The organism is Chitinibacter fontanus (assembly GCF_013423785.1).
GTDB lineage: Bacteria > Pseudomonadota > Gammaproteobacteria > Burkholderiales > Chitinibacteraceae > Chitinibacter > Chitinibacter fontanus.
In genome coordinates this window covers 1283889-1306499 of record NZ_CP058952.1, presented here as the reverse complement: position 1 = coordinate 1306499, position 22611 = coordinate 1283889, and the positions used below count along the sequence as shown (strand labels likewise).

24 protein-coding genes are annotated in these 22611 nt (G+C 51.7%); 11 read left to right on the top strand and 13 right to left on the bottom strand.

The genetic code is table 11. The features are described 5' to 3' along the window. Window positions 1-12: 12 nt before the first annotated feature. The 9 genes from HZU75_RS06105 (at window position 13) to HZU75_RS06065 (ending at window position 8068) form a co-directional block, all read left to right on the top strand. The gene (locus HZU75_RS06105; protein ID WP_180308271.1) at window positions 13-1047 is read left to right on the top strand and encodes an NAD-dependent epimerase/dehydratase family protein; all 1035 of its coding nucleotides are present in this window, start codon (window positions 13-15) and stop codon (window positions 1045-1047) included. Then, window positions 1044-2306 (top strand): O-antigen ligase family protein, encoded by a 1263-nt coding sequence (locus HZU75_RS06100; RefSeq protein WP_180308270.1) that lies wholly within the window; start codon window positions 1044-1046, stop codon window positions 2304-2306. The genes HZU75_RS06105 and HZU75_RS06100 overlap by 4 nt, the downstream gene beginning before the upstream one ends. After that, on the top strand, window positions 2299-3429 hold the full coding sequence (gene metX, locus HZU75_RS06095; protein ID WP_180308269.1) for a homoserine O-succinyltransferase MetX: 1131 nt from the start codon (window positions 2299-2301) through the stop codon (window positions 3427-3429). Before HZU75_RS06100 ends, metX begins: the two co-directional genes overlap by 8 nt. Beyond that, complete coding sequence (gene metW / locus HZU75_RS06090; RefSeq protein ID WP_180308268.1) at window positions 3429-4031, top strand: methionine biosynthesis protein MetW; 603 nt, start codon at window positions 3429-3431, stop codon at window positions 4029-4031. The genes metX and metW overlap by 1 nt, the downstream gene beginning before the upstream one ends. An 81-nt stretch (window positions 4032-4112) precedes the next feature. Continuing rightward, window positions 4113-5078: a Gfo/Idh/MocA family protein gene (locus HZU75_RS06085; protein ID WP_180308267.1), complete on the top strand. Its 966-nt coding sequence runs from the start codon at window positions 4113-4115 to the stop codon at window positions 5076-5078. 34 nt (window positions 5079-5112) lie between these two features. After that, on the top strand, window positions 5113-5466 hold the full coding sequence (locus HZU75_RS06080; RefSeq protein ID WP_180308266.1) for a DUF2185 domain-containing protein: 354 nt from the start codon (window positions 5113-5115) through the stop codon (window positions 5464-5466). A gap of 6 nt (window positions 5467-5472) precedes the next feature. After that, window positions 5473-6189, top strand: a complete 717-nt coding sequence (locus tag HZU75_RS06075; protein ID WP_180308265.1) for an SDR family NAD(P)-dependent oxidoreductase — start codon at window positions 5473-5475, stop codon at window positions 6187-6189. Window positions 6190-6212: 23 nt separating this feature from the next. Then, window positions 6213-7355 carry a M14 family metallopeptidase gene (locus tag HZU75_RS06070; protein ID WP_180308264.1) on the top strand — a complete coding sequence of 381 codons (1143 nt, stop codon included), beginning with the start codon at window positions 6213-6215 and terminating at the stop codon, window positions 7353-7355. Window positions 7356-7543: 188 nt separating this feature from the next. After that, a complete protein-coding gene (locus HZU75_RS06065; protein ID WP_180308263.1) occupies window positions 7544-8068 on the top strand; it encodes a hemerythrin domain-containing protein in 525 nt (174 codons plus the stop codon). On the opposite strand, the gene HZU75_RS06060 is transcribed toward HZU75_RS06065, so the two are convergent. The 9 genes from HZU75_RS06060 to purE all read right to left on the bottom strand — a co-directional run bounded on the left by HZU75_RS06060 (window position 8065) and on the right by purE (window position 14521). Next, complete coding sequence (locus tag HZU75_RS06060; protein WP_180308262.1) at window positions 8065-8463, bottom strand: protease inhibitor I42 family protein; 399 nt, start codon at window positions 8461-8463, stop codon at window positions 8065-8067. The two genes, HZU75_RS06065 and HZU75_RS06060, sit on opposite strands and share 4 nt — an antisense overlap. A gap of 268 nt (window positions 8464-8731) precedes the next feature. After that, window positions 8732-9469, bottom strand: a complete 738-nt coding sequence (locus HZU75_RS06055) for a dienelactone hydrolase family protein (protein ID WP_180308261.1) — start codon at window positions 9467-9469, stop codon at window positions 8732-8734. Between the two features lie 47 nt (window positions 9470-9516). Then, window positions 9517-10272 carry a class I SAM-dependent methyltransferase gene (locus HZU75_RS06050; RefSeq protein WP_180308260.1) on the bottom strand — a complete coding sequence of 252 codons (756 nt, stop codon included), beginning with the start codon at window positions 10270-10272 and terminating at the stop codon, window positions 9517-9519. 67 nt (window positions 10273-10339) lie between these two features. After that, a complete protein-coding gene (locus tag HZU75_RS06045) occupies window positions 10340-11218 on the bottom strand; it encodes a phosphoribosylaminoimidazolesuccinocarboxamide synthase (RefSeq protein ID WP_180308259.1) in 879 nt (292 codons plus the stop codon). A 114-nt stretch (window positions 11219-11332) separates the two neighbouring features. Then, complete coding sequence (locus tag HZU75_RS06040) at window positions 11333-11821, bottom strand: GNAT family N-acetyltransferase (protein ID WP_180308258.1); 489 nt, start codon at window positions 11819-11821, stop codon at window positions 11333-11335. 111 nt (window positions 11822-11932) lie between these two features. After that, on the bottom strand, window positions 11933-12631 hold the full coding sequence (locus tag HZU75_RS06035) for a DNA alkylation repair protein (RefSeq protein ID WP_180308257.1): 699 nt from the start codon (window positions 12629-12631) through the stop codon (window positions 11933-11935). A 3-nt stretch (window positions 12632-12634) separates the two neighbouring features. Beyond that, the gene (locus HZU75_RS06030; protein WP_180308256.1) at window positions 12635-13780 is read right to left on the bottom strand and encodes a 5-(carboxyamino)imidazole ribonucleotide synthase; all 1146 of its coding nucleotides are present in this window, start codon (window positions 13778-13780) and stop codon (window positions 12635-12637) included. Continuing rightward, window positions 13764-14036, bottom strand: a complete 273-nt coding sequence (locus tag HZU75_RS06025) for a hypothetical protein (protein ID WP_180308255.1) — start codon at window positions 14034-14036, stop codon at window positions 13764-13766. Before HZU75_RS06025 ends, HZU75_RS06030 begins: the two co-directional genes overlap by 17 nt. Continuing rightward, window positions 14033-14521 (bottom strand): 5-(carboxyamino)imidazole ribonucleotide mutase, encoded by a 489-nt coding sequence (purE, locus tag HZU75_RS06020; RefSeq protein ID WP_180308254.1) that lies wholly within the window; start codon window positions 14519-14521, stop codon window positions 14033-14035. The genes HZU75_RS06025 and purE overlap by 4 nt, the downstream gene beginning before the upstream one ends. 340 nt (window positions 14522-14861) lie before the next feature. Here purE and HZU75_RS06015 point away from each other — a divergent pair, with 340 nt between their 5' ends. Continuing rightward, complete coding sequence (locus HZU75_RS06015) at window positions 14862-15653, top strand: substrate-binding periplasmic protein (RefSeq protein ID WP_180308253.1); 792 nt, start codon at window positions 14862-14864, stop codon at window positions 15651-15653. Then, complete coding sequence (locus HZU75_RS06010; RefSeq protein ID WP_180308252.1) at window positions 15583-18339, top strand: hybrid sensor histidine kinase/response regulator; 2757 nt, start codon at window positions 15583-15585, stop codon at window positions 18337-18339. The genes HZU75_RS06015 and HZU75_RS06010 overlap by 71 nt, the downstream gene beginning before the upstream one ends. A 68-nt stretch (window positions 18340-18407) precedes the next feature. Here HZU75_RS06010 and mnmE read toward each other — a convergent pair whose 3' ends face one another. The 4 genes from mnmE to yidC all read right to left on the bottom strand — a co-directional run bounded on the left by mnmE (window position 18408) and on the right by yidC (window position 22585). After that, window positions 18408-19754, bottom strand: a complete 1347-nt coding sequence (mnmE, locus tag HZU75_RS06005; RefSeq protein WP_180308251.1) for a tRNA uridine-5-carboxymethylaminomethyl(34) synthesis GTPase MnmE — start codon at window positions 19752-19754, stop codon at window positions 18408-18410. A gap of 68 nt (window positions 19755-19822) precedes the next feature. Next, on the bottom strand, window positions 19823-20326 hold the full coding sequence (locus HZU75_RS06000) for a DUF6803 family protein (protein ID WP_180308250.1): 504 nt from the start codon (window positions 20324-20326) through the stop codon (window positions 19823-19825). Window positions 20327-20421: 95 nt separating this feature from the next. Continuing rightward, on the bottom strand, window positions 20422-20736 hold the full coding sequence (locus tag HZU75_RS05995; protein WP_180308249.1) for a hypothetical protein: 315 nt from the start codon (window positions 20734-20736) through the stop codon (window positions 20422-20424). Window positions 20737-20929: 193 nt separating this feature from the next. Next, a complete protein-coding gene (gene yidC, locus HZU75_RS05990; protein WP_180308248.1) occupies window positions 20930-22585 on the bottom strand; it encodes a membrane protein insertase YidC in 1656 nt (551 codons plus the stop codon). Window positions 22586-22611 lie beyond the last annotated feature (26 nt).

Genomic DNA, 22611 nt, shown 5'->3' with positions numbered 1-22611 from the left:
TCAGGATTCATTGTGTCAAAATTTGTTGAAGTGAAAACGGCGTTGCTTGCGCAACCCAAAGTCTGGCTAGTTACTGGTGTGGCTGGTTTTATTGGCTCGAATTTGTTGGAGCAACTGCTCAAGCTAGGGCAAACCGTAGTGGGCTTGGATAATTTTTCCACCGGGCATCGTCATAATCTAGCGATGGTGCAAGCGAGCGTAGGGGCAGATGCCTGGTCGCGTTTTACCCTGATTGAGGGGGATATCCGCGATTTAGCAACGTGTGAGCAAGCTGTTCATGGTGTGAATTATGTTTTGCATCAGGCCGCCTTGGGCAGTGTGCCGCGCTCACTCGAAAACCCGATTCGCACCCATGAAAGTAATATCAACGGCTTCCTAAATATGTTGGTTGCAGCGCGCGATGCCAACGTAGAGCGCTTTGTTTACGCGGCTTCTAGCTCGACCTATGGTGATCATCCAGGCCTACCCAAGGTGGAAGATCGCATTGGCAAGCCGCTGTCACCTTATGCGGTGACCAAGTACGTTAATGAGCTATATGCCGATGTCTTTGGTCGTTGCTATGGTATGCCGACGATTGGTTTGCGCTATTTCAATGTCTTTGGCCCGCGCCAAGACCCTGATGGCGCTTATGCGGCAGTGATTCCAAAATGGTTTGGTAGTTTGCTACGCAATCAGGATATTTTCATCAACGGTGATGGCGAAACTAGCCGCGACTTTTGCTTTATCGACAATGTAGTGCAAATGAATCTGCTGGCGGCGACAACCGATAACGCGGAAGCGATCAATCAGGTTTATAACGTTGCCGTTGGCGACCGCACAACGTTAAATCAATTGTATGGTTGGATTCGTGAGCAGGTAGCAAATATCCATCCAGAAAAAGCAGGTGTTGAGCCAATTTACCGTGATTTCCGAGCTGGCGATGTACGTCACTCGCAAGCGGATGTGAGTAAAGCTAATTCATTATTAGGTTATGCGCCGACGCATACGATTCGGCAGGGCTTAGCAGTGGCTGCGGCTTATTATTTAGAAAGGATGCATGAGCGATGAGTCAAAATTGGAAGAGTTACATGCAACAATGGCCATTGTTGCTGCCTTTCTTACTTGGTGGGGCCCTGCCGACCAGCACGGCACTGACAAATTTGCTATTGCCACTATGTGCTTTGATCGGTGCTTGGCAAGGACGCGCCCTCGTGGTTCGTATACTCAAGACTCAGCCAATTGTTTGGTTCTCATTGGCTTTGCTGATGGCTTTAGCACTTGGAGCGCTGCGTGCTGATCCGGCTCAAGGCATGGAGTATCTTGGCAAGTACAAGAAATTGTTATTTGTTCCATTCTTGGCCTTGTTTTTTATCCACGATAAAGCGCGTTTACGTGCAGCACTCATAGGTTTTCTTGTAGGTAGTGCTTTGATTCTATTCGCGTCGACATATCTGCGGTTCGTCGGGAGTGTGATTGATCCTACAATCCCGAGTATGCGATTGATGGTGCTTAATGGGCATACATACCTATCGTCTGGCATCACTAAAAACCCGATTGCACAGAGTTTACTAATGGCGATTGCTGCATTTCTTGCTCTGGCTAAAGCGCTACAGTCTTTGCATTATCGGCGTTTAGCTTGGGGGATTTTGTCTCTCTGGATGTTGTTGAATGTCTTTATGATGTCCCCGCAGCGCACAGGCTATCTCGCAGTCTTAATTATGCTGATCTGGGCAGGTTCACTTTGGTTGGGGTGGCGTGCACGGCTGATGGCTATCGGGTTAGGGGTTGCGATCGCAAGCGCTCTTTGGTTCGGTCAAGCCAGCATTGTTAATCGCGTTGCACTTGGTTTTACTGAAGCGAAGACGTGCTGGGGTGCTTTACACACGCCACAACAAGACGCTCTCTGCGCGACATCGCTGGGATTGCGTACGTACTGGTATACGACCGCAATTGAACATATCGCTGAGAAACCATTTTTAGGCTACGGGACGGGGAATTTCTCAATTCCAACGCTTGCTACCAGTCATTTTTCTAATGCGCATAACGAATACTTGATGCAGGGCATGCAGTTAGGTTTGGTGGGGATTATCCTGTATCTTTCACTTCTAATTGCCGGTATTCGAGCCGCTTTGCGACTGGCTGACCCCTGGAGGACGATACTCTCCGGCATTCTTGTTGCCTATGCCGTTTGCAGTCTTTTTAACTCCTTATTACTTGATTTTACCGAGGGATATACCTTGGTCACGGTGTTGGCTGTCGTGTTGGCGCTAGCAATACATACAGCAAATTCTTCTAACTCTTCTGAAAGTAAGGCTTCCCATGTCTGAGTCTGTGGGCATTGTTACGCCAAAAAAATTGGTTTTCGAAGACCCCATTACGCTCTCTTCAGGTGTGGTTATACCGCGCTACGAGCTGATGGTCGAAACCTACGGCAGCTTGAATGCCGATAAGTCCAATGCCATTCTGATTTGCCACGCGCTATCTGGGCATCATCATATTGCAGGTAAACATAAGCCTGAAGATAAAGCTGCGGGTTGGTGGGACAATATGGTTGGTCCCGGCAAACCAATCGATACGAATAAATTCTTCGTCATAGGCCTCAATAACCTCGGTGGTTGCCATGGTTCGACTGGCCCTTCGAGTATTAACCCAGAAACCAATGCGCCGTATGGTTCGAGCTTTCCGGTCGTGTTGGTGCGTGATTGGGTTGAAACACAGGCGCGTTTGGCTGATCGCTTGGGCATTCAGCAGTTCGCCGCGATTATTGGCGGTAGCCTGGGCGGGATGCAGGCGCTGCGTTGGTCGATTACTTATCCAGAGCGCGTGCGCCATGCGCTGGTGATTGCGTCGGCGCCGAAATTGACGGCACAGAATATCGCGTTTAACGATGTGGCGCGGCAGGCCATTATTACCGACCCCGAATTTCATGGCGGCGATTTTTATCAGCACGGCGTCGTGCCACGCCGTGGGCTGCGTTTGGCGCGGATGCTGGGTCATATTACTTATTTGTCCGACGATGGCATGGGCGAGAAATTTGGCCGCATGTTGCGTAGTGGCGAATACAAATACGGTTTCGACGTTGAATTCGAAATCGAATCCTACCTGCGCTATCAGGGCGATAAATTCTCGACGATGTTTGATGCGAACACTTATTTGCTGATGACCAAGGCACTCGATTATTTCGACCCTGCGCGTCATTACGGCGGTAGCTTGGCCGAGGCGATGCGCCAAGCGCAGGCCAAATTCTTGGTCGTGTCGTTCACGTCCGACTGGCGTTTCGCGCCGTCGCGTTCACGCGAAATCGTCAAAGCCTTGCTCGATGCCGATCGCACCGTGTCGTATGCCGAAATTACATCACAACACGGCCACGATGCTTTCCTGATGGAAGACGCGCCGTACATGGCCGTGATGCGGGCCTATTTAAATAATGTGGCGAAGGAGATCGCGTAATGGCTAATCACAACACCCTCCGCCCCGACCTTAAACACATTTCCGACCAGATCAAACCCGGCTCACGCGTGCTCGATTTAGGCTGCGCTGATGGCGAATTGCTCGCTTGGCTGCAAGGCAATAAAGCTGTGCGCGGTATTGGTGTCGATGTCGATGTGATGTCGATTGTGAGCTGCGTTGAAAAAGGCCTGAATGTGATTCAGGCCGATATGGAAAGCGGTTTGCAAAGTTTTGAAGATGGCAGTTTTGATTATGTCGTGCTCTCGCTCACCATTCAGGCCATGCACAATATCGAGCTGATCTTGCAAGAAATGCTGCGCGTCGGCAAAGTCGGTATTGTCACGTTCCCGAACTTCGGCTTCTGGGAAAACCGCTGGCAAATTCTGATCGGCCGTATGCCCGTGTCCGAGACGATTCCGTACGAATGGTATAACACGCCGAATATTCACTTCTGCACGGTGAATGATTTTGACAAATTGCTCGGCAAAATGGGCATGAAAGTCGATAAGCAGGTCGTGCTGCATCAAGGCGAGACGGTTGATTTTCTGCCGAATCTGTTTGGTAGCCTTGCCTTGGTGCAATTTAGTTTGGCAAATCAATAATCGCAATACCTGATTGGTGTATAGCTCTGTAAATCTTAATATTACTGATTTTCAGGGCTATACCCATAGCTAGGAGTCGTGATGAGTAAGGTCCGTTTTGGCATTATCGGTACTGGCAGCATCGCGCAGCGTTTTTTTGCCGGCCTCGCCCACGTTCCCAATGCCACGGTGGCGGCGGTGTATAGTCGTGGCGGCGCTAAAGCGCGGCAGTTTGCTGCGGTTCACCACATTCCCACTGTCTGCGACGAAATCGACGATCTGCTCGCCAGCGACATCGACGCGGTGTATATCGCCACGCCACACCCTAGCCACGCCACATTCAGCATCGCCGCGCTGCAAGCGGGTAAAGCGGTCTTGTGCGAGAAGCCCGCCGCGACTTCATTGGACGAACTCGATGCTGTTATCGCCACCGCGCAGACCACGGGGCGGCTGTATATGGAAGCGATGAAGCCACCGTTTTTCCCGCTATATCGCTTAATTCGCGAGCGCATCGATGCGGGCGCGATTGGCGAAGTGCGCTTTGTGCGCGCTGGCTTCGCTAACCCTAACGTAGCTGAGGGGCACGCCGTGCTCGATCCCGCACAAGCGGGTGGCGGCCTGCTTGATATTGGCATTTACAGCGCGTTTCTGGCTGTCGATTGGCTGGGCGCTGCGGGTGAAATTCAAACACTGGGGCGGATTGGCGCTAGCGGCGTCGATACCTTTGCGAGCTTAAATATTCAACACGAACGCGGCATTAGCCAACTCTACAGTGGCCTCGACATTGCTGGCAGCGGCGAAGCATTGCTTGGTGGTAGCGCGGGCTATATTGTGATTCACGATAAATGGTGGAATCCGGCTAAAGCCACGCTGGTCAACGCGCTGGGTGAGCGCGAAGAACTGATGATGACGCCACAAGGCTCGGGGCTGAATTACGAAACAGCGCATTTCTGCGATTTGCTGCGCCAAGGGCGGCTGGAAAGTCCTATTATGAGCCATGCCAAAACGCGTGCAGCCTTGGCGATGACTTTATCTGCTCGTGATACATTGCTGGGTATTGCCCAGTAAACCAATCTTGATCTAATACGGCGGGATATACCCTATGAAAGACTTTCTGCTCGACGAGCGCATCATCAAAAAAATCGCCACAGGCCACGGTAGCTGCATCGCCAGCGATGAAATCACGATCGAAGGCTATCCGGTCGGGCTGATGTACCGCGAAAAACCGCTTAAAGACGGCGATAGTGGCTGGCGCTTTTTCTCGGGGACTGAAGATCAAAAATATCTGAATAACCCGAAAAATCACAGTGAATTCGATGTGAACGTCATCGCCAATTACGATAGTCACATCATTCCGCTATTGGGCTCGCCCGTTGGCAGCGTGTTCGAGCGCTTTGTGAAAAGCGAAGATGATGATGAGTTTAAGCCGGTAACCGATTGGTCGCCGCTGGATTAAACGCGAATGAAAATTTTGGTGGTGGGCGCTGGGCGAGGTTTGGGTCGTGCTTTTGTTGAAGGGCTAGCACAGGCTGGTGATACGGTTATTGGGGTTTCACGAACTCGGCCAAGTGATTTGGAGCTAGCTGCTGGCGTTGAGTTGCAATGGATTGCTGCCGATCTCAGCGAAACATTGGTCGCATGCAATAAAATCGAGCAGGCCTTGCCCGAGCAGTTGGATGTAGTGATCTGCAATGTTGGTATTTGGGAAGAAAAAGCGTTTAGTCATGAGTATGATTTTCTCGCCGATAGTGACGAGCAAATTATTCAGATGATGAACGTGAATCTGACCTCAACGATTTTGCTGTTAAAACGGCTTATTCCTCGCTTGTTAAAGTCGACTAAACCACAGCTGATTTTGACGGGTTCGACTTCGGCACTGGCGCGCAGTGGCCGACCTGAAGTGGCGTTTGGCGCGTCTAAATTTGGCCTCAATGGCATTGCCGATGCTTTGCGTGAAGGGTTTCGTGATCATGGGTTGGCGGTAACGTGTTTGCAGATCGGCGATTTAAATACCGAAGATGCTTTCAGTGTGCCAGTGGCGCAGGCAAGCCAGCGCGGTCATGGTAAATTGATTCCGGTGCATGATGTCGTCAAACTGGTGCAGGCGCTATTGCAACTATCGCCTTCGTCTTATGTGCGGGAGCTGGTGTTGCCCCCAATCTTGGATCAACATTTTTAATATTGGTTTGTTAAGGAAAGCCCATGCTTCGTATTACGAGTAATTTTGACTCTGGCTCGATTGATGTGGTTGACGCCAGCGACGCTGCCAATATCCGCCTGAAACTGCGCGCTGATAATGCGTCCGACTTTGCGCAGTGGTTTCACTTTCGCTTAAGCGGCGCGCGCGATGTTGATTGCACGCTGAAAATCGAAAACGCGGGGCAGAGCGCTTATCCTGATGGCTGGCCTGATTATCAGGCGGTGGCCTCGTATGACCGCGAGAACTGGTTCCGCGTGGAAACTGAATACGATGGCCAAACGCTGACGATCAAGCACACGCCGCATACCGATGTAATGTGGTTTGCTTATTTCGAGCCGTATAGCTGGGAGCGCCATCAGACGTTGATCGGCAACGCGATCACCGCCGCGCCGTGGGTGAAGCTCGAACAATTGGGCGTGACGCCCGACGGACATGATTTTGACTTGCTGCGCATCGGCGTGCAAAAAGGCTATTACGGCATTAATAAGAAAAAAATCTGGGTGACGGCGCGCCAGCATCCGGGCGAGAGCATGGCCGAGTGGTTTGTTGAAGGCTTGCTCGAAACCTTGCTTGACCCGCAAAACTCAATCGCGCGGGCCTTGCTGGAAAAATGCGTGTTTTACGTCGTGCCGAATATGAACCCCGATGGCAGCGTGCGGGGTAATTTGCGCACCAATGCTAAGGGTGCAAATCTAAATCGAGAATGGCAAACGCCAACTCTGGAGCGCAGTCCGGAAGTGTATTGGGTGCGCGAGAAAATGCAGCAGGTGGGTGTCGATGCCTTCTTTGATATTCACGGCGACGAGAGTATTCCGCATAATTTTGTTGCCGGTTGCGAGAGCAATGAATCGTTCTCGTGCCGCCAGCACGATTTGCAAGAGGCATTCAAGAAAGCTTGGCTGGCCGCCAGCCCCGATTTCCAAGTTGAGCACGGCTATGAAGTGGGTAAGTTCGGCCCAGAAACGCTGACTTTGGGAACGAACTGGGTCGGTAATGAGTTCGATTGCTTGGCCTATACAGTAGAAATGCCATTTAAAGACACCGCCAATCGTCCCTTGCCCGAGGTGGGTTGGAATGGTGAGCGTTCAACGCAGCTAGGCAGCTCACTGCTTAGCGCGCTGTATGCAATCGTTGAGCAGATCTAATCAGCTCACCTGCGAAGCGACATTTGCGCAGCTGTGCGGCCTTTGTGCTGCACAGCTTAACTGTAAACGCGCGTAGATTGGCTGAAATCAAAGCACGTGCCTTTGGTAACACAAAAACGCAGTAATACGCTTGGCAAAGCCAGTTTGAAGGCGTAGTTTGAAATGCCGACTAGCTTTGGAGTGCTGCGATGCTTAACCCTTTTGCTACTGAAACGGTGACGTTTGAAACCCCAGTGGCGATGCTGATCGCCTGTCATGATCGGGTGCGCCAATATGCCGCCTTGACGGAAACGCTGGTGAGCCATGTGGCCCAGCATGGGGCCGATGCGGCGGCAATTGCGGGGGCACAATCGATTTTGCGCTATTTCGATATTGCCGCGCCTTTGCACCATCAAGACGAAGATGAAGACTTATTTCCAGCCTTAATCCCTTTGGCATCCGCCGAGTTAAAGCAGGTGATTGATCAGATCATGGCAGAGCACGATGAGCTAGGTGCCTTATGGCAACAAGTTCGTGCCGCTTTGCTGGCGCTAGTCGCAGGCAATGATAACGAGCTCAGTGCCGAGCTGGCAGCACAATTTGCCAGCCGTTACCCAGCCCATGCCGCACGTGAAGAGGACGAGATTTATCCCTACGCCAAAGTGTTACTCGATGCCAAACAGCTGCAGCAACTCGGGCGCAACATGGCGGCCCGGCGCGGGCAAAAAGTCTAACCTTGCTCGCTCACTACTAAGCGATATTCACGTATGTCCAGCGGCTCAATCTCGGGCCCTTGCCATGGTTTACGATAAATAAAGCGCAAGGTGACTTCGCCTGCTTGCTTCGCGGTAAACCGCCAAGTTGTATCGCCAATCGGCTGGCGTTGATTTTTATCGCGCGGAATAAACTTCCAGTCTTGGGTCAATTGCAGGGTATCCGCCTGCGTGTCAGAGCTTTCCAGAAACCAGAGATAACCAGTACTAGGATTGGTTGGCAACTTGACCGTGAGGCTTTCTTTCGGTTTTAGCACGACGGTCTTTTGGTGCTCTAATTGAGTGAGCACTTTATCCGCCCAGCAATTGGGGCTCAAGCCAAAAGCTGCGATACAGCAACATAAAAAGCGGCGCATATTCATCCCCAATGGTATTCATCACAACTTGAGCTTACGAGCGCAGCCGCTTCGTTTCAGTGATGAACTACCGCAATGTGGATGCAATAATAACTTTGCCGGGGTATTTGTATTTAGGCCTTATATCAATTGATTTGTAGCTATATACATTTGGTTGTTTGGATTGCCAATGGCATTATTTACCCCTTGTTGCAAACTAGTTGGGGCGAGGTTGGCAGAAAAAAAGCCGCACCATTGGCGCGGCTTAGCGGCAACAAATACCAGTAATTTATTTCAAATTACGACGGAATAAATCAAATGCCAATTGGTAACCGAGCAGTGCCAATTGCGGGTCATAGCGATCGCCTTCATCGCGCATAAACGCGTGTGGGCCGTTAAATTCATGCCAAGTGAAGGTTTTGTCGGCGGCGACTAGTGCCTGATATACCTGAGCGCGGCCGGCTGCTGGAATGTGCGGATCTTGCTTGCCGAAAATCATCAGCAATTCGCCGCTAATGTCGGCCAAGCGCTCCATGCTATGTTGGCCGGGCTGATTTGGGATCACATTGGTGTGCAAATCGGTCGCGTAGAAACACGCGGTTGCTTTGATTTCCGGCTGCAGTGCGGCGCGGAAAGCCAAATGGCCGCCAATGCAGAAACCCATCGCGCCGAAGTCGCCTGAGTGCCACGGCTGTTGCTTCACCCACGCGATCATCGCTGCGTTATCAGTGTCGTAGCCTTCGACCGATTTCGCCATTTTGTCGGCATTGCCTTTATCGCGACCGGCGTCGTCATAGGCTAGTACGGTGCCGATTGGGTTTAGCTCATGGAACACTTCGGGCACCAGCACGTTATAGCCATGCCCCGCGATGAGCTTCGCAGCACGTTCGATTGGGCCGGTTTGCTGGAAAATTTCGGAATAAAACAGAATCGTCGGATATTGACCATCCACAGCTGGGCGATGCACATAAGTGCGCATTACGCCGGTGGCGGTGTTCAAGTCGGTGATTTCGCTTTTGATCATCATAGGGATTAGCTCCGGTTGATTATTGGGAATTGGCTTGTGCGCCTAGTCTAATCGAGCTTGCTATAAAGCCATAGCTCTGTTCGGTAGGGAAATGCAATTGCTTCGTGTTGCAGTGCTGGAAATTGCGTGCGAAGTGTTAGTAATTGCTGTTTGAATTGTTGCTGAGCGGCTTCATCGAGTGCAGCGATAAAGCTGACCGACATAAAGCGGTCAATTATCACCTGCTCAATTGCGCCAATATGCGCGTGGGGCAGGGCATGGTAGCTGGCGGGGCCAAACCAGTTTTGCTCATAAAACGGCGCTTTCCATTGCCCGGTGTAATAACGCGGCGCATCGCCCTCGTGCGGATGCATCAATTGCGTAATCGCTGCCACCCAATCAAACGACTCATCACGCGTATTCCAGATCAGGCAGAGCTTACCGTTGGCGCGCAGCACGCGGTGCATTTCCGCTAGCGCTTCGCCATTGGCAAACCAATGAAACGCTTGTGCGCAGCAGATCACATCAACCGACGAATCGGGTAGTGGAATGGCTTCGGCGTGCCCTGCTAATACGGTCACGGCTTGCGTGGTGATTTGTTCGCGCATCGCGGCAATCGGTTCGACCGCGACGACGCTGGCGGCGGTTTGCACGAGCAGCTTGGTGAATTTGCCGGTGCCTGCGCCTAAATCCAGCACAGTTTGACCCGCACCTAGCTTCAACGTTTGCTGCAAGTAGCTCGCGATTGCGCTGGGATATTCGGGCCGACCTTGTTGGTATTGTTGTGCCCGATGGGTGAACCCAATTTCTGCGGCGTGATGCATCACTTCTCCCTCTATTTTGAATTGTTGTGGGCGTAAAAAAAGCCGATCTGGCGATCGGCTTGTTGAGTTATTTCGTTAACTTTTCTAATGCTTCGCGGTATTTCGCCGCGGTTTTTTCAGCCACTTCTGCGGGGAGCGCTGGTGCCGGTGGGGTTTTGTCCCAGCCGGTGGTTTCCAGCCAGTCGCGTACGAATTGTTTGTCGTAGCTCGGTGGGTTGGTACCGGGCTGGTATTGGTCGGCAGGCCAGAAGCGGCTTGAGTCGGGTGTTAGCGCTTCGTCCATCAGGCACAGCACGCCATTTTCATCCAGACCAAATTCAAATTTGGTGTCGCCGATGATAATACCGCGTGTTGCCGCGTATTCGCTGGCGGTTTTGTACAGCAAAATCGCGGTGTCGCGTACTTTGGCGGCTAAATCAGCGCCCAAAATTTCTTCGCACTGCGCGTAGCTGATGTTTTCGTCGTGATCGCCCACGGCCGCTTTGGTCGATGGCGTGAAGATTGGTTCTGGTAGTTTGTCGGCTTCGCGCAATCCGGCAGGCATTTGAATACCGCACACGGTATTGCTCTGCTTGTATTCTTTCCAGCCGCTACCAGCGATATACCCCCGCACAATCGCTTCAACGGGGACTGGTTTCAGGCGTTTGCACACCACGGCGCGGCCTTCAACCTGTGGCAGATCTTCGGCTGATACCACGTCTTCCGGTTGGTCGCCCGTGAAGTGGCTCGGTACGACATCTTTCAATTTCTCAAACCAGAAGTTTGAGATTGCAGTGAGGATTTTGCCTTTTTCTGGAATTGGCTCGGCCAGAATCACGTCAAAGGCTGACAGGCGATCGGTGGCGATCATCAGCATGCGGGTTTCGTCGATCTGGTACAGATCGCGCACTTTGCCCGAGTAGATTTTTTTCAGGCTGGTCAGATTGGTGGTGGTGAGGCCGGTCATAGTTGCTCCAAAAACGTGGGCGCGGCCCACAGCGGACATTTAAGGCGGTATTTTGCCTGAATGTGGCGCGGCCTGCATGTACTTACGTCGGCAAATTGTGCGAGTGGCGCTGCTTTAGATGCTTTTGCTCAGCCGGAATACTTTCAATGGCTCGCCGCGATGGTCGGTGCGGGTTTCCCAGCCTTCGTTGCTAAAGCCCAGTGTGGCGTAGAAATCGTAGGCGCTCTGGTTATTGGCAAAGCAGATCGTGGCCATTTCGGTGGCGCGATAACGCTCTTGAGCAATGGTGGTTAAGGCGCTGACCAGATAGCGGGCCACGCCCATCCGGCGTGCGCGCGGGTTGACGATCAAATGTCCTATCCACGCTGTGCCTTGGTGTTTGGCGTTATATAAGCTGGCGTAGCCCAGCGTGCGATCCTGATCGCAGACGACAAAGCCGTCTTCATGGCTAACCAAATGCTCGAGCAATTTAAGCGGTTCAGCAGGCCATTGCGCATGCGGAAATAAGAAACGCAATTCGGTCGGCGTTTCCGGCCAGCCGACGACCGCGCGCAGGTCATCCAGCGTAGCGCGGCGTAATTGGAAACGGGTGAGAACGGCCATGGTGTCGTTGCTTAAAGTGCTCGGTGAAGGTTTATCTTAACTGAATGTGTTTACACTGCGTGAAATAATCGTGCCGGAATCGTTTGTCGCATAAGCTAAATCGTGGCAGCTTTACGCAGTTGTGTTTGCCGCGTTGCGCAGATGTTTCAATGCTTCGTTCACCGACAAGGGCGCGAGCAGCTGTTGATGCGTCGTGACAAATTCCAACACCGTTTGCGGCGCCACTCGCGCATATTGGCGTAGTGCCCAGCCGATGGCTTTGCGGATAAAGAAATCCGGCTCGGCCGTGTTGAGTAAGCAATACGCAAATAGGCGCTTGGCATCAGTGTCATGCTTCCAGCTGAGCTGAAGCAAAATGGCCGTACGCCGCAGCCACAAGTTCGGGTGCTGCGCCCATGCATCCATCACGGACAGCAGACTGGGTTCGCGTTTGACTAAGGCCCCGACGAGTTTGACGGCCAGCACATCCACGCTATCCCACCAGCTATGCGTTGTGATAAGCATTTCTAGGGAAGCTAAATTTGTAGCTGTGAGTTTGTGCTGGCAACGGACTAGTAAATCCAAGGCGCAATAATGATATTCACGTGCAGCTTGTTGATATAACAGAGCGGCGAGTGCGAGTAGCTGTGCTGCGCTGAGCTCTTGCTTCGCAGTTTGTTCAATGTGGGCTACTAGTTTACGACGCTCTGGGGTGGGTATGCCGAGAAATACGAAGTGATGCTTCATATAGGCAGCCATACTGGCTGCCCGTACCGGATTGCTCGCTGGACTCAGCGCTTGTTGATAGTCGTTGAGCCAGCGAGTGAGCATGATTTACAGCGTTTCTTTGATCGCGTTAGCTTGCTCGAGCGCATCTTGTGCGGTTTCGGCCAGCACATTGTAATGGCCCATCTTCCGCCCTGGGCGAGCCTGTTTTTTGCCGTACAGGTGCAGTTTGGTATTTGGTGCTGTCATCAGTACTTCCCAGCGTGGCTCGCTACCGTCTTCGCCCCACACATCGCCGAGCAAGTTAACCATTACCGTTGGTTTGAGCAGGTCTGGTTTGCCTGGATATAGGCCGCACATCGCACGCACCTGCTGTTCAAACTGGCTGGTGAGTGTGGCATCGAGCGTGTAATGGCCCGAGTTATGTGGGCGCGGAGCCATTTCATTAATGACCAGCTCACCACCATCCAAAACAAAAAATTCCACGGCCATTACGCCGATGTAATCGAGTTTCTCTGCTAATTGCATTGCCATCGCGCGGGCTCGTTCGGCAACGGCGTTATCCACGCGGGCAGGTACGATTGATACGTCCAGAATGCCATTCACGTGCTCGTTTTCGGCCACTGGAAAGCTCGCCACTTCGCCGGCACGGGTGCGTGTCACAATCACCGACACTTCAGCGGCCAGCGGCATCATTTTTTCCAGCACACAGGGCTGGTGCTTCATTTCGGCGTGCGCAAAACGGGCTTCTTCCGCGGTTTTAACGCGCACTTGGCCTTTGCCATCGTAGCCCAAGCGAGCTGTTTTCAAGATGCCCGGTAGATAGGCCGATAAATCACCTTCCAGACTGGCGGCGTTTTTCACCGCGAGGAAAGGCGCTACATCTAAGCCTGCGTCACGGATAAAGGTTTTCTCGGCGATACGATCTTGCGCAATCGCGACACAGTCACCCGATGGAGACACCGGAATGCCTTGTGCTGCCAACCAACGCATTGAATCAGCGTTGACGTTTTCAAATTCGGTGGTAATTGCTGCGCAGTGCTCAGCCATATATTGCAAGGCTGCTGGGTCGGTAAATGATTTGCACAAATGCACATCGGCAAAATCAGCCGCTGGAGCGTGATTGTCCGGGTCGAGCACGGTAACGCCATAGCCCATATTTTTGGCCGCTGCCGCGAACATACGGCCAAGCTGCCCCCCACCTAAAATACCCAGCATTGCGGGTGGCAGGATAGGTTTAGTGTTGCTCATCATTGTCTTCCTCAAATTGCAGTCTTGCTTTAAATGCCTGATGCCGTGTAAAGCCCCATTGCCCAAAGCCGTATATGCCGCCGGCAATCATTGCCATTGGGTTGGCGGCCAATACCCCTTCGATCATGCTATAGGTGCCGCTGTAATGCCACAATGCAGCCAGTAAAATCGAACACGTCATCCCCCAAAATAAACAGCCCTTGACCAGTATGTAATACCAGCAAGGGCGGATCGTTGGGTTGGCGGTGTTCTGCGTCATTCTACTGCAGGTAATTCCATCGCGAGCACGGTTTGCTTTTGTGTTTCGCGGAAATCGTTTAATTGTTGTGCTAGCGCAGGATTGCTGCCGGCCAGCATAGCAACGGCAAACAAACCAGCGTTAGCAGCACCCGCTTCACCAATCGCGAAAGTAGCCACTGGAATGCCTTTAGGCATTTGTACAATCGACAGCAGTGAATCTTCGCCACGCAAGTATTTTGAAGGTACTGGCACGCCCAATACTGGCACGGTGGTTTTGGCCGCCAGCATACCTGGCAAATGCGCTGCACCACCCGCCCCAGCAATAATGCAGGCGAGGCCACGTGCGGCCGCTTCTTCGGCATATTGAAACAGCAAATCGGGGGTGCGATGAGCCGATACGACTTTACATTCAAACTCGACGCCAAAGGCTTTAAGCTGCTTGGCCGCGTGTTGCATCACATCCCAATCGCTGTTGCTACCCATTACTACGCCGACTTGAATCATCGCCGTCAACTCCAAACGCAAAAGCGGTCAATTTTACCGAAAAAACAAGCAACTCCGATAGGCTTTTGGACAAAAGGTTGGCATATTGGCGTAATTACTTATGTATATTAGTATTGACTAATGTTCCGAGGTGGGTCATTATTAGGTCATAGAGTTTGCTGAAATTTGTGTTGCAAGCTTTGCTGTAGTGTTTCATTTCCATCCTATGTCTTTATTGAGCGCCGCAATCGATTGATTGTGGCGTTTTTTTTGCGCGCTAAATCTGCCAGCGCTTGGGTTGTCTGCTTGATTGCTGCTAGATTGAAACTCAAGATTTATCTCGATGATGGCAGTGATGAGTATGAAATGGGCAATTCAGTGCTGTATGTTGTGTGCGCTGACCGCAATGGCAGTGCCGGCGCAAGCCTTTGATTGCGGCAAAAAAGCCATCAAACTGGCTTTTTATGAATTTGGTCTGCTTTATGATCAAGGCTTGGGGATCGATAAAGAAATCGTCGATGAGCTAAAGCGCCGCACCCATTGCCATTTTCATGTGCAGGTTATGCCGCGCGCCAGAATTTGGGCTGATTTGGCCAGTGGCGCTTTAGATATGAGTGTGTCTGGCATCCAAACGCCTGAGCGCGATCAATTTGCCTGGTTTATACCGTATTTATCACTTAAAAATTACACACTGCTCGATGCAACGCTAGCCTCACAAGTCAAAACGGCAGAGGCTTTTTTGCAGAATGATAAGACCCAATTTGGCATTGTGCGTTCGTTCCGGCATGGTAAGCAGCAAGATGCTTTTATCGCTCGTATGCAGGCGCTCAACCGTGTGCAGGAAAGCCCTGATGTCGGTGCATTGTTTGGTAAGCTCAAAGAAGGCCGTGTGCAGGGAGTATTTGCGCCACCCGTTGTATTTCGACATCAGCTACGCAAATTAAATATCGAACCGCAATTGCTTGTGCAAGATTGGTCACCACACGAAAAAGGTATTCCGCACGGACTGATCTTGGCCAAGGCCAGTTTTAGCGAAACCCAAATGCAAGCTTGGCAGGGGGAAATTAGCGCGATGCGCGCTGATGGCACCTTGCGACGCATCTATCGGCAGTTTTTACCTGAGCCAGAAGTGGCTCAATTGCTGGATTTCTAACTACATGCTCAATCTGGGTACGCTTTCAAAATATCTTTTCACCAAAATTCTGCTGTATAGCGTGGTACTGTCATTGCTGACTAGTTTGGTGAACGGCTGGATTAGCTACCAGGATGGTGTGTCGCGGCATAATAGCCAGGTGCAGGCGGTATTGGCAGCTTATCAATCCACGCTGAGTAAGGCCATTTGGGAGGTCGACTACGATGCCGCCAAGGCCCATTTAAGCGGGCTAGAGCGCTTTTCTGCAATTTTATCCGCCAAAATTATCAGCGTGGGGCCCACCCTGAGTTATCAAAAAAAAGGGGCCGATTTACAGCAAGATTCGCCGATCCTCACATATCAGTTGATGGCACAGGATGGCCGTCGTAACTTGGGCCGATGGGAAATTCGCTTAGATAACAAATCTCTGCGTGAAGAGGTATGGCGCGAAGCTTTGCGTTTTGCTTTGATTGTAACGACCGAGCTATTGCTGATTGCGGTGCTGATTTTCTGGCTGTTTCGCCGCAATATTTCAATCCCGATACAAGCTCTGTCATTGCATGTGCAGACCATGAATGAATCGCGCCTTGCGCTGCCAGCTCCTTTGCCCAATGAAAAGCAGCGGCATGAGATTCACCAACTGGCCGAAGGGATTACCCGCCTGCAACATGATTTACTGGCGCAATTTAGTTTGCGGGATGCCAATGCCAAAGAGCTGGCAGAGCATCGGGATCAGCTCAATCAATTGCTGCTACAGCAAGAGCACCAGCTGGATGTAGTACTGCATCAGATGGCTGATGGTGGCGCGGTATTAAGTCGACAAGGGCAAATTTTGTTCGCCAATCCGGCTTGGAGCAATATGCTCAATAGCCCGAGTTCACATATTTTGATTGGCAGTTGGCCGCTGCAATGGCTGTATTCACCCAGTTGGCCTAGTTTGTATGAACGCCTTAATCAAGAAGGCTCTTTTACGGGGGAATCGCTTTTTCTTAACCGTATCGATCTTGATCATTTGCCCGTCGAGGCGAGTTTCTCGGTATTGGAGCGTGATGCGCAAGGGCAGGCCAGCCGGATTCAGATTATGGTCCGTGACTTAACCTCCCGTCTGCAAACCGAGCGCGTTTTGATCGAGGCTAAAGAAGCCGCGCTATTGGCCAGTCAGGCCAAATCAGCATTTCTTGCCAATATGAGTCACGAAATCCGCACACCATTGAATGCGGTCTTGGGCTTTGCCAGCTTGCTGGTCGATACCCAGCTTGACGAGCAGCAACAGCAATATATTCACAATATTCGCGCCTCGGGTACTGCATTGCTCATGTTGCTGAATGATGTATTGGATTTTTCCAAGATCGAAGCGGGACAACTGCAACTGGAGCAAATTGATTACGATTTACGCAGTTTGCTGGAAGATACGCAGGATATTGTGGCGGCTCATGCACAAAATAAAGGTCTGGAACTGGTATGTCTGGTCGATGCCTCGGTGCCGTTGAGCGTGGTCGGTGATCCAAGTCGATTGCGCCAGATTTTGATTAATTTGCTCAATAACGCCCTCAAATTTACTCCAAGTGGTGAAATTATCACCCGAGCGCGGGTGGTCTCGCAGCATGCTGATCGGGTACGAGTCCGCATTGAGGTCAAGGATAACGGGATTGGGATTTCAGCCGAAGCACAAAGTTTATTGTTTCAACCCTTTCATCAGGCGGATGCCTCAACCACACGGCGCTTCGGTGGCACAGGCTTAGGGCTTTCGATATGTCGTCGCTTGGTGCAGGCCATGAATGGCGAGATCGGAGTGGAAAGCCAGTTGGGGGCTGGGGCACTGTTCTGGTTTGAAATCGAGCTGGGTTTAGGGCAGCGTACCGAATATGTGCAGGCATACGCCGAGTTGAACGACAAAGTGGTGTTTGTCTTATCGCCTTCTGTGGGCAATCGGCAGAAGTTACATGATGATTTGGAGTTAATGCACTGCAAAACAATCCTAGTGGATAGTGATGTCGCCTTACTGGCCCTCATGCAATCGCATCAGCCCCCAGCCGATTTGATCATGGTGGATCTACCTATTACGATGGAAATGAATACCGAGCTACCAGGAAAAATTCATGCAGTACCCCTGTATGCACAAATCCCAGTTCTGCTTTCGGTGACGCAAGGCGCGGTGGGGCAAGGTGCTTTGGCCGAAAGGTCAGGGTATACCGCTTACCTGACCAAGCCAATTCATTTTGATGCTTTGCAAAAATGCCTAATTGAGGCGCTCAATCGGGTTGGTCAACCTACATCCGCATCACTCCTCACGGTGCATCGCATTGCAGAGCTCACCGCAAGGCAGCGTAGTAATATTTTGCTGGTGGAAGATAATTTGATGAATCAGAAGGTAGGGGTGTTGTTGCTGGAAAAATTAGGCTGCCGGGTCGATGTGGCCAATAATGGACTCGAAGCCGTCGCTGCCGCCAAAACGCACAACTATGATCTGATTTTGATGGATTGCCAGATGCCCGAGCTTGATGGCTACGATGCTACGCGGCAGATTCGTACCCTTGCTGGAGCGCAAGGGAGTGTGCCGATTGTGGCGCTGACCGCAAATGCCTTTGCCGAAGATCGCAGCCGCTGCCTTGCCGCGGGCATGGATGATTTTATGGCCAAGCCTATTCAGGTTGACTCGCTCAATTCAATGCTCAATAAATGGCTGGCAGAAAAAGCTGCTGATTAGCTCTGCACGAAGGGTATGCTCTGGAGGCTAATGTAAACAATAGTTTTAGAGCAATACCCTAGTGTCGTTTACTTGCCGATGCAGAAGCGGCTGAAAATCACTCCCAGCAAGTCGTCGCTAGTAAATTCACCTGTGATTTCATTCAGGCAGTTCTGCGCTAGGCGCAGCTCTTCGGCCAAAATTTCAATTTGCAGATAGGCTGAGTCGGCGGTGGCCAAATGTTCGCGCGCAGCGCGGATCGCGGTTAGGTGGCGCTCGCGGGCGATAAACACGCCATCATTAATACCCTGCCACCCTATTTGCTTGAGTAGCTTGCTACGCAATTCTTTCAGGCCAATACCCTGCTTGGCAGAAACATGAATCTCGTCATCAGCAACTTCGCCCGGCGTGTCACCCGTCAGATCAATTTTATTAAATACCCGCAGCACCTTTAGTGTGGGCGGTAGCTTATTCAGAATATTTTGATCGTGTTCGGTGACCCCTACGCGGCTATCGAGTAGTAGCAGCGCCAGATCGGCTTTCTCCACAGCTGCCCACGTGCGTTCAATGCCAATTTTCTCGACCGTATCGTCAGTGTCGCGCAGACCGGCGGTATCGATCACGTGCAGTGGCACGCCGTCGAGCTGGATCAGCTCGCGGACCGTGTCGCGCGTGGTGCCGGCGATGTCGGTGACGATGGCTACATCTTCACCAGCTAATGCATTCATCAAGCTCGATTTGCCGACATTGGGCTGACCAATCAGCACCACGTGCATCCCTTCGCGCAGCAATTTGCCTTGCGTGGCGGTGGCGAGCGTGGTTTCCAGTTGTGCCGCAATGCCAGCCAGTTTGCCGCGCGCGTCGGCGGCTTCGAGAAAGTCGATGTCTTCTTCGGGAAAGTCGAGCGTGGCTTCGACCAACATCCGCAGCGTGATGAGTTCATCAACCAGCGTATGCACTTCGCGTGAAAAAGCGCCGTCGAGCGATTTGAGTGCTGATTTAGCGGCGGCTTCGGATTGCGCATCGATAATATCGGCGACGGCTTCGGCCTGCGCCAGATCGAGTTTGCCGTTTAAAAATGCCCGCTTGGTGAATTCGCCCGGTTGTGCGTGGCGTGCACCCAGCTCAATGCAGCGCTTGAGCAGCATATTCATCACCACTGGCCCGCCGTGGCCTTGTAATTCGAGAACGTCTTCGCCAGTGAATGAGGCCGGGTTGGGGAAAAACAGCGCAATCCCTTCGTCGAGCGCCGAGCCATCGGCCGCTTTGAAGTGTGCAAAATGTGCAAAGCGAGGTTTCAGCGCGCTTTGTTCACGACCGAGTAAGCCCGCGATGACGGGGGCGATGTTTTTGCCCGATACGCGGATCACACCGACGCCTCCTCGACCGGGAGCGGTAGCAATGGCGGCAATGGTGTCGGGAACGTAGAGATTCATAATCAGAAGCGCGGTATCAGCAAACCGCCATGATACCGCGTCTGATCGGCTATGGCTCTAGCCCGAGTTTAATGGTGCATGCCTTCCATGCCCGCCATCGGTGCATCGGACATCAGTAGTGTTGGATCGAGCATGCCGAAAATCATTGCGATATGCGCCACGACTAAGAAGATCGCGACAAAGATCGCGTGTAATTTCAGTTTGCGCTCATCATCCCACGCTTTGCAGATTAGCCCTAGATCGAGCAGCGTCATGCCGCCGAGCGGAATAATCCCGCTGAGATAAAAGCCAACGGCAATGACATCGGCTGCGCCGAGCCAGCCGCCAGTAGCGGTTAGTGGAATAACGGCGGTTTTCATTAGGTAGATAAACACGCCGGTGAAATAGATGCCGCCGACGATGCTGGCAAAGCGGTTAATTTGCCGTAGTGTGCCGTTCAGCTTGCGTGAGAACAGGATAAATAATTCGGTAATGGCGACGGTTTCGGCCAGGATCACCGGAATGGCCATAAATAGAATCAGATTCCACGGTTGATTGTCGGCCAATAGGGCCATGTAATGCGTCATATTCATGATTAAACTCCAGCACCGCGCAGAGCCAAAGCCTGTGGCGGCTTCTGCGCTGAAAAATTAGCAAAGGGCAGACCCAAAGGTCGCCAGAAGTAATTTCAAGTCTGGAGGCGGGGTGGGGGTGACGGCGGCGCGTGTTGAATATTGAGCAAAACCGGCTCAACTGCGGCGATACGCACGCTATCGTGCGGCATAATCTGGTAGGGGGCAGTGACTACTGCAGGTAACGCACAGTGTGCCAGACAATCGATGGATTGCGGTGTGGGGGTACTTTTGTGTTCAACGCAATGTGCGCTGGAGCTGTCAGGACGTACGCTCTGCGTGGCTGCCGAAGCTGGAGCGGCGGCAAAGGCGAGCATCAGCGCTAATAGCAGCATGCAAATAGTTCGCAAATTGATTCCGACATCACGCATGGGGTTTATTTCAATTGAGCTTTATTTGATTGTCAGTGGAGTACAGCAACTGGGTGTTGCGCTAGATCATTGAATATGACAATGGGGCTGGTAAAAGTTCCCTGCCTGATGGGTATATTGCGCTATGTTAATCAGAGTCTTGTTTAGGTGGGTATACCTATAAAAAAGGCCACCGATTGGTGGCCTTTCGTGCTTAGCTATTTTTTGCTTGCTGGATTTCTTTCTCTACTTTCTTGGTGATTACGTATTGTTGGGCAATCGACAAGACGTTGTTCACTACCCAGTACAGTACCAAGCCGGCTGGGAAGAAGAAGAAGAATACCGAGAACGCTAATGGCATCCACTTCATCATTTTTGCCTGCATTGGATCTGGTGGCGGTGGTGACAATGTTGATTGAACATACATTGATACCGCCATCAACAATGGCAAGATGTAGAACGGGTCAGGTAACGACAGGTCATGAATCCAGAACTGCCATGGTGCTTGGCGCAATTCAACGGCAGCCAATAGCATCCAGTAGAAGGCAATGAACACTGGAATCTGCACCAGCATCGGCAGGCAACCACCGAGCGGATTAACCTTTTCGGTCTTGTACATTTCCATCACGGCTTGCTGGAATTTCACACGGTCTTCGCCATGACGCTGTTTCAAGGCTTCCATGCGCGGTGCCAACTGGCGCATTTTTGCCATTGAGCGATAGCTTGCGCTGGCCAGTGGGAAGAATGCAGCTTTCAGTAGCAAGGTCACCAGAATGATTGACCAGCCCCAGTTGCCAACGAATGAGTGAATAAATTGCAGTACGGCAAACAGCGGTTGCGAGAAAATCTTGAACATGCCGTAGTCTTTAACCAGGTCAAAGTCTTTGGCAACGGCTTTCAGGCGTTTGGTTTCTTGCGGACCAACGTACAAGCCTACAGATTTCTCTGCTTTTTGACCTGCGGCAATCACTGGCAGATCAATCGTTGCACTTACCGCAAACATATTGTCTGGCAAGGCTTTCATTTCATAGCGACAAGCATTGGGCGTGCAAACGCTGGCGCCTTCGATTGGCGAGAAAATCCAGCCTGAGGCGAAGTAGTGCTGCACCATGGCGATCCAGCCATCTTTGGCGCTTGGTACGTATTTCGCTTCACCTTTGGTGATTTTGGTAAAGTCCACTTTCTGGAACTTGCCTTCATCGGTGTATACCGCTGGGCCAGTGAAAGTGTGGGTGCCAAACATACCAGGGTTTTCTACTTTGCCATCGCGAATCAGGCGGTAGTAGGCGCTGGCGGTCACTGGCGCCGTGCTGCCATTGACGATTTCATATTTGACATCAACAACGTATTGATCACGCTTGAAGGTGTAGATTTTCGCAACTTTCACACCTGCTGTAGTGACAGTCTCTAGGCGAACGGCAAGTTCGTTTTGACCATTGGCCAGCTGATAGCTGGTTTGAGCGCTGGTAAATTGATCTTTGTGTGTAGGCAGGCCATCACCGAGCAAACCAGTTTGCGCCACATAAATGTGTTCGCCTTCATCTTGCAGTAAGGTGAATGGTTTTTTCGGGTCTTTGGTATCACCGTGTTTGAGCAATTTCACTTCACGCAAGTCGGCACCATTGGTGTCGATTACAGCTTGCAGCAAATCGGTGGTGACGCTGATGCGCTGGCCTTTGGCTAGGCGACCTGCTTCCGGTGCGGCAGTAGTATTGGCGACTGCAGAAGCTGCCACGCCTGATGCGCTGGCAACGCTAGAGGCAACCGCAGGCTTTTTAATCTGCGGGTATTGCTTCTCCATATACTGCTGCCAGAAATACAAAATGCCGAACGACAGCGCAATAAATACAATGAGTCTCTTAGTATCCATGTTATACGGACGAGCTCCCAACTCAG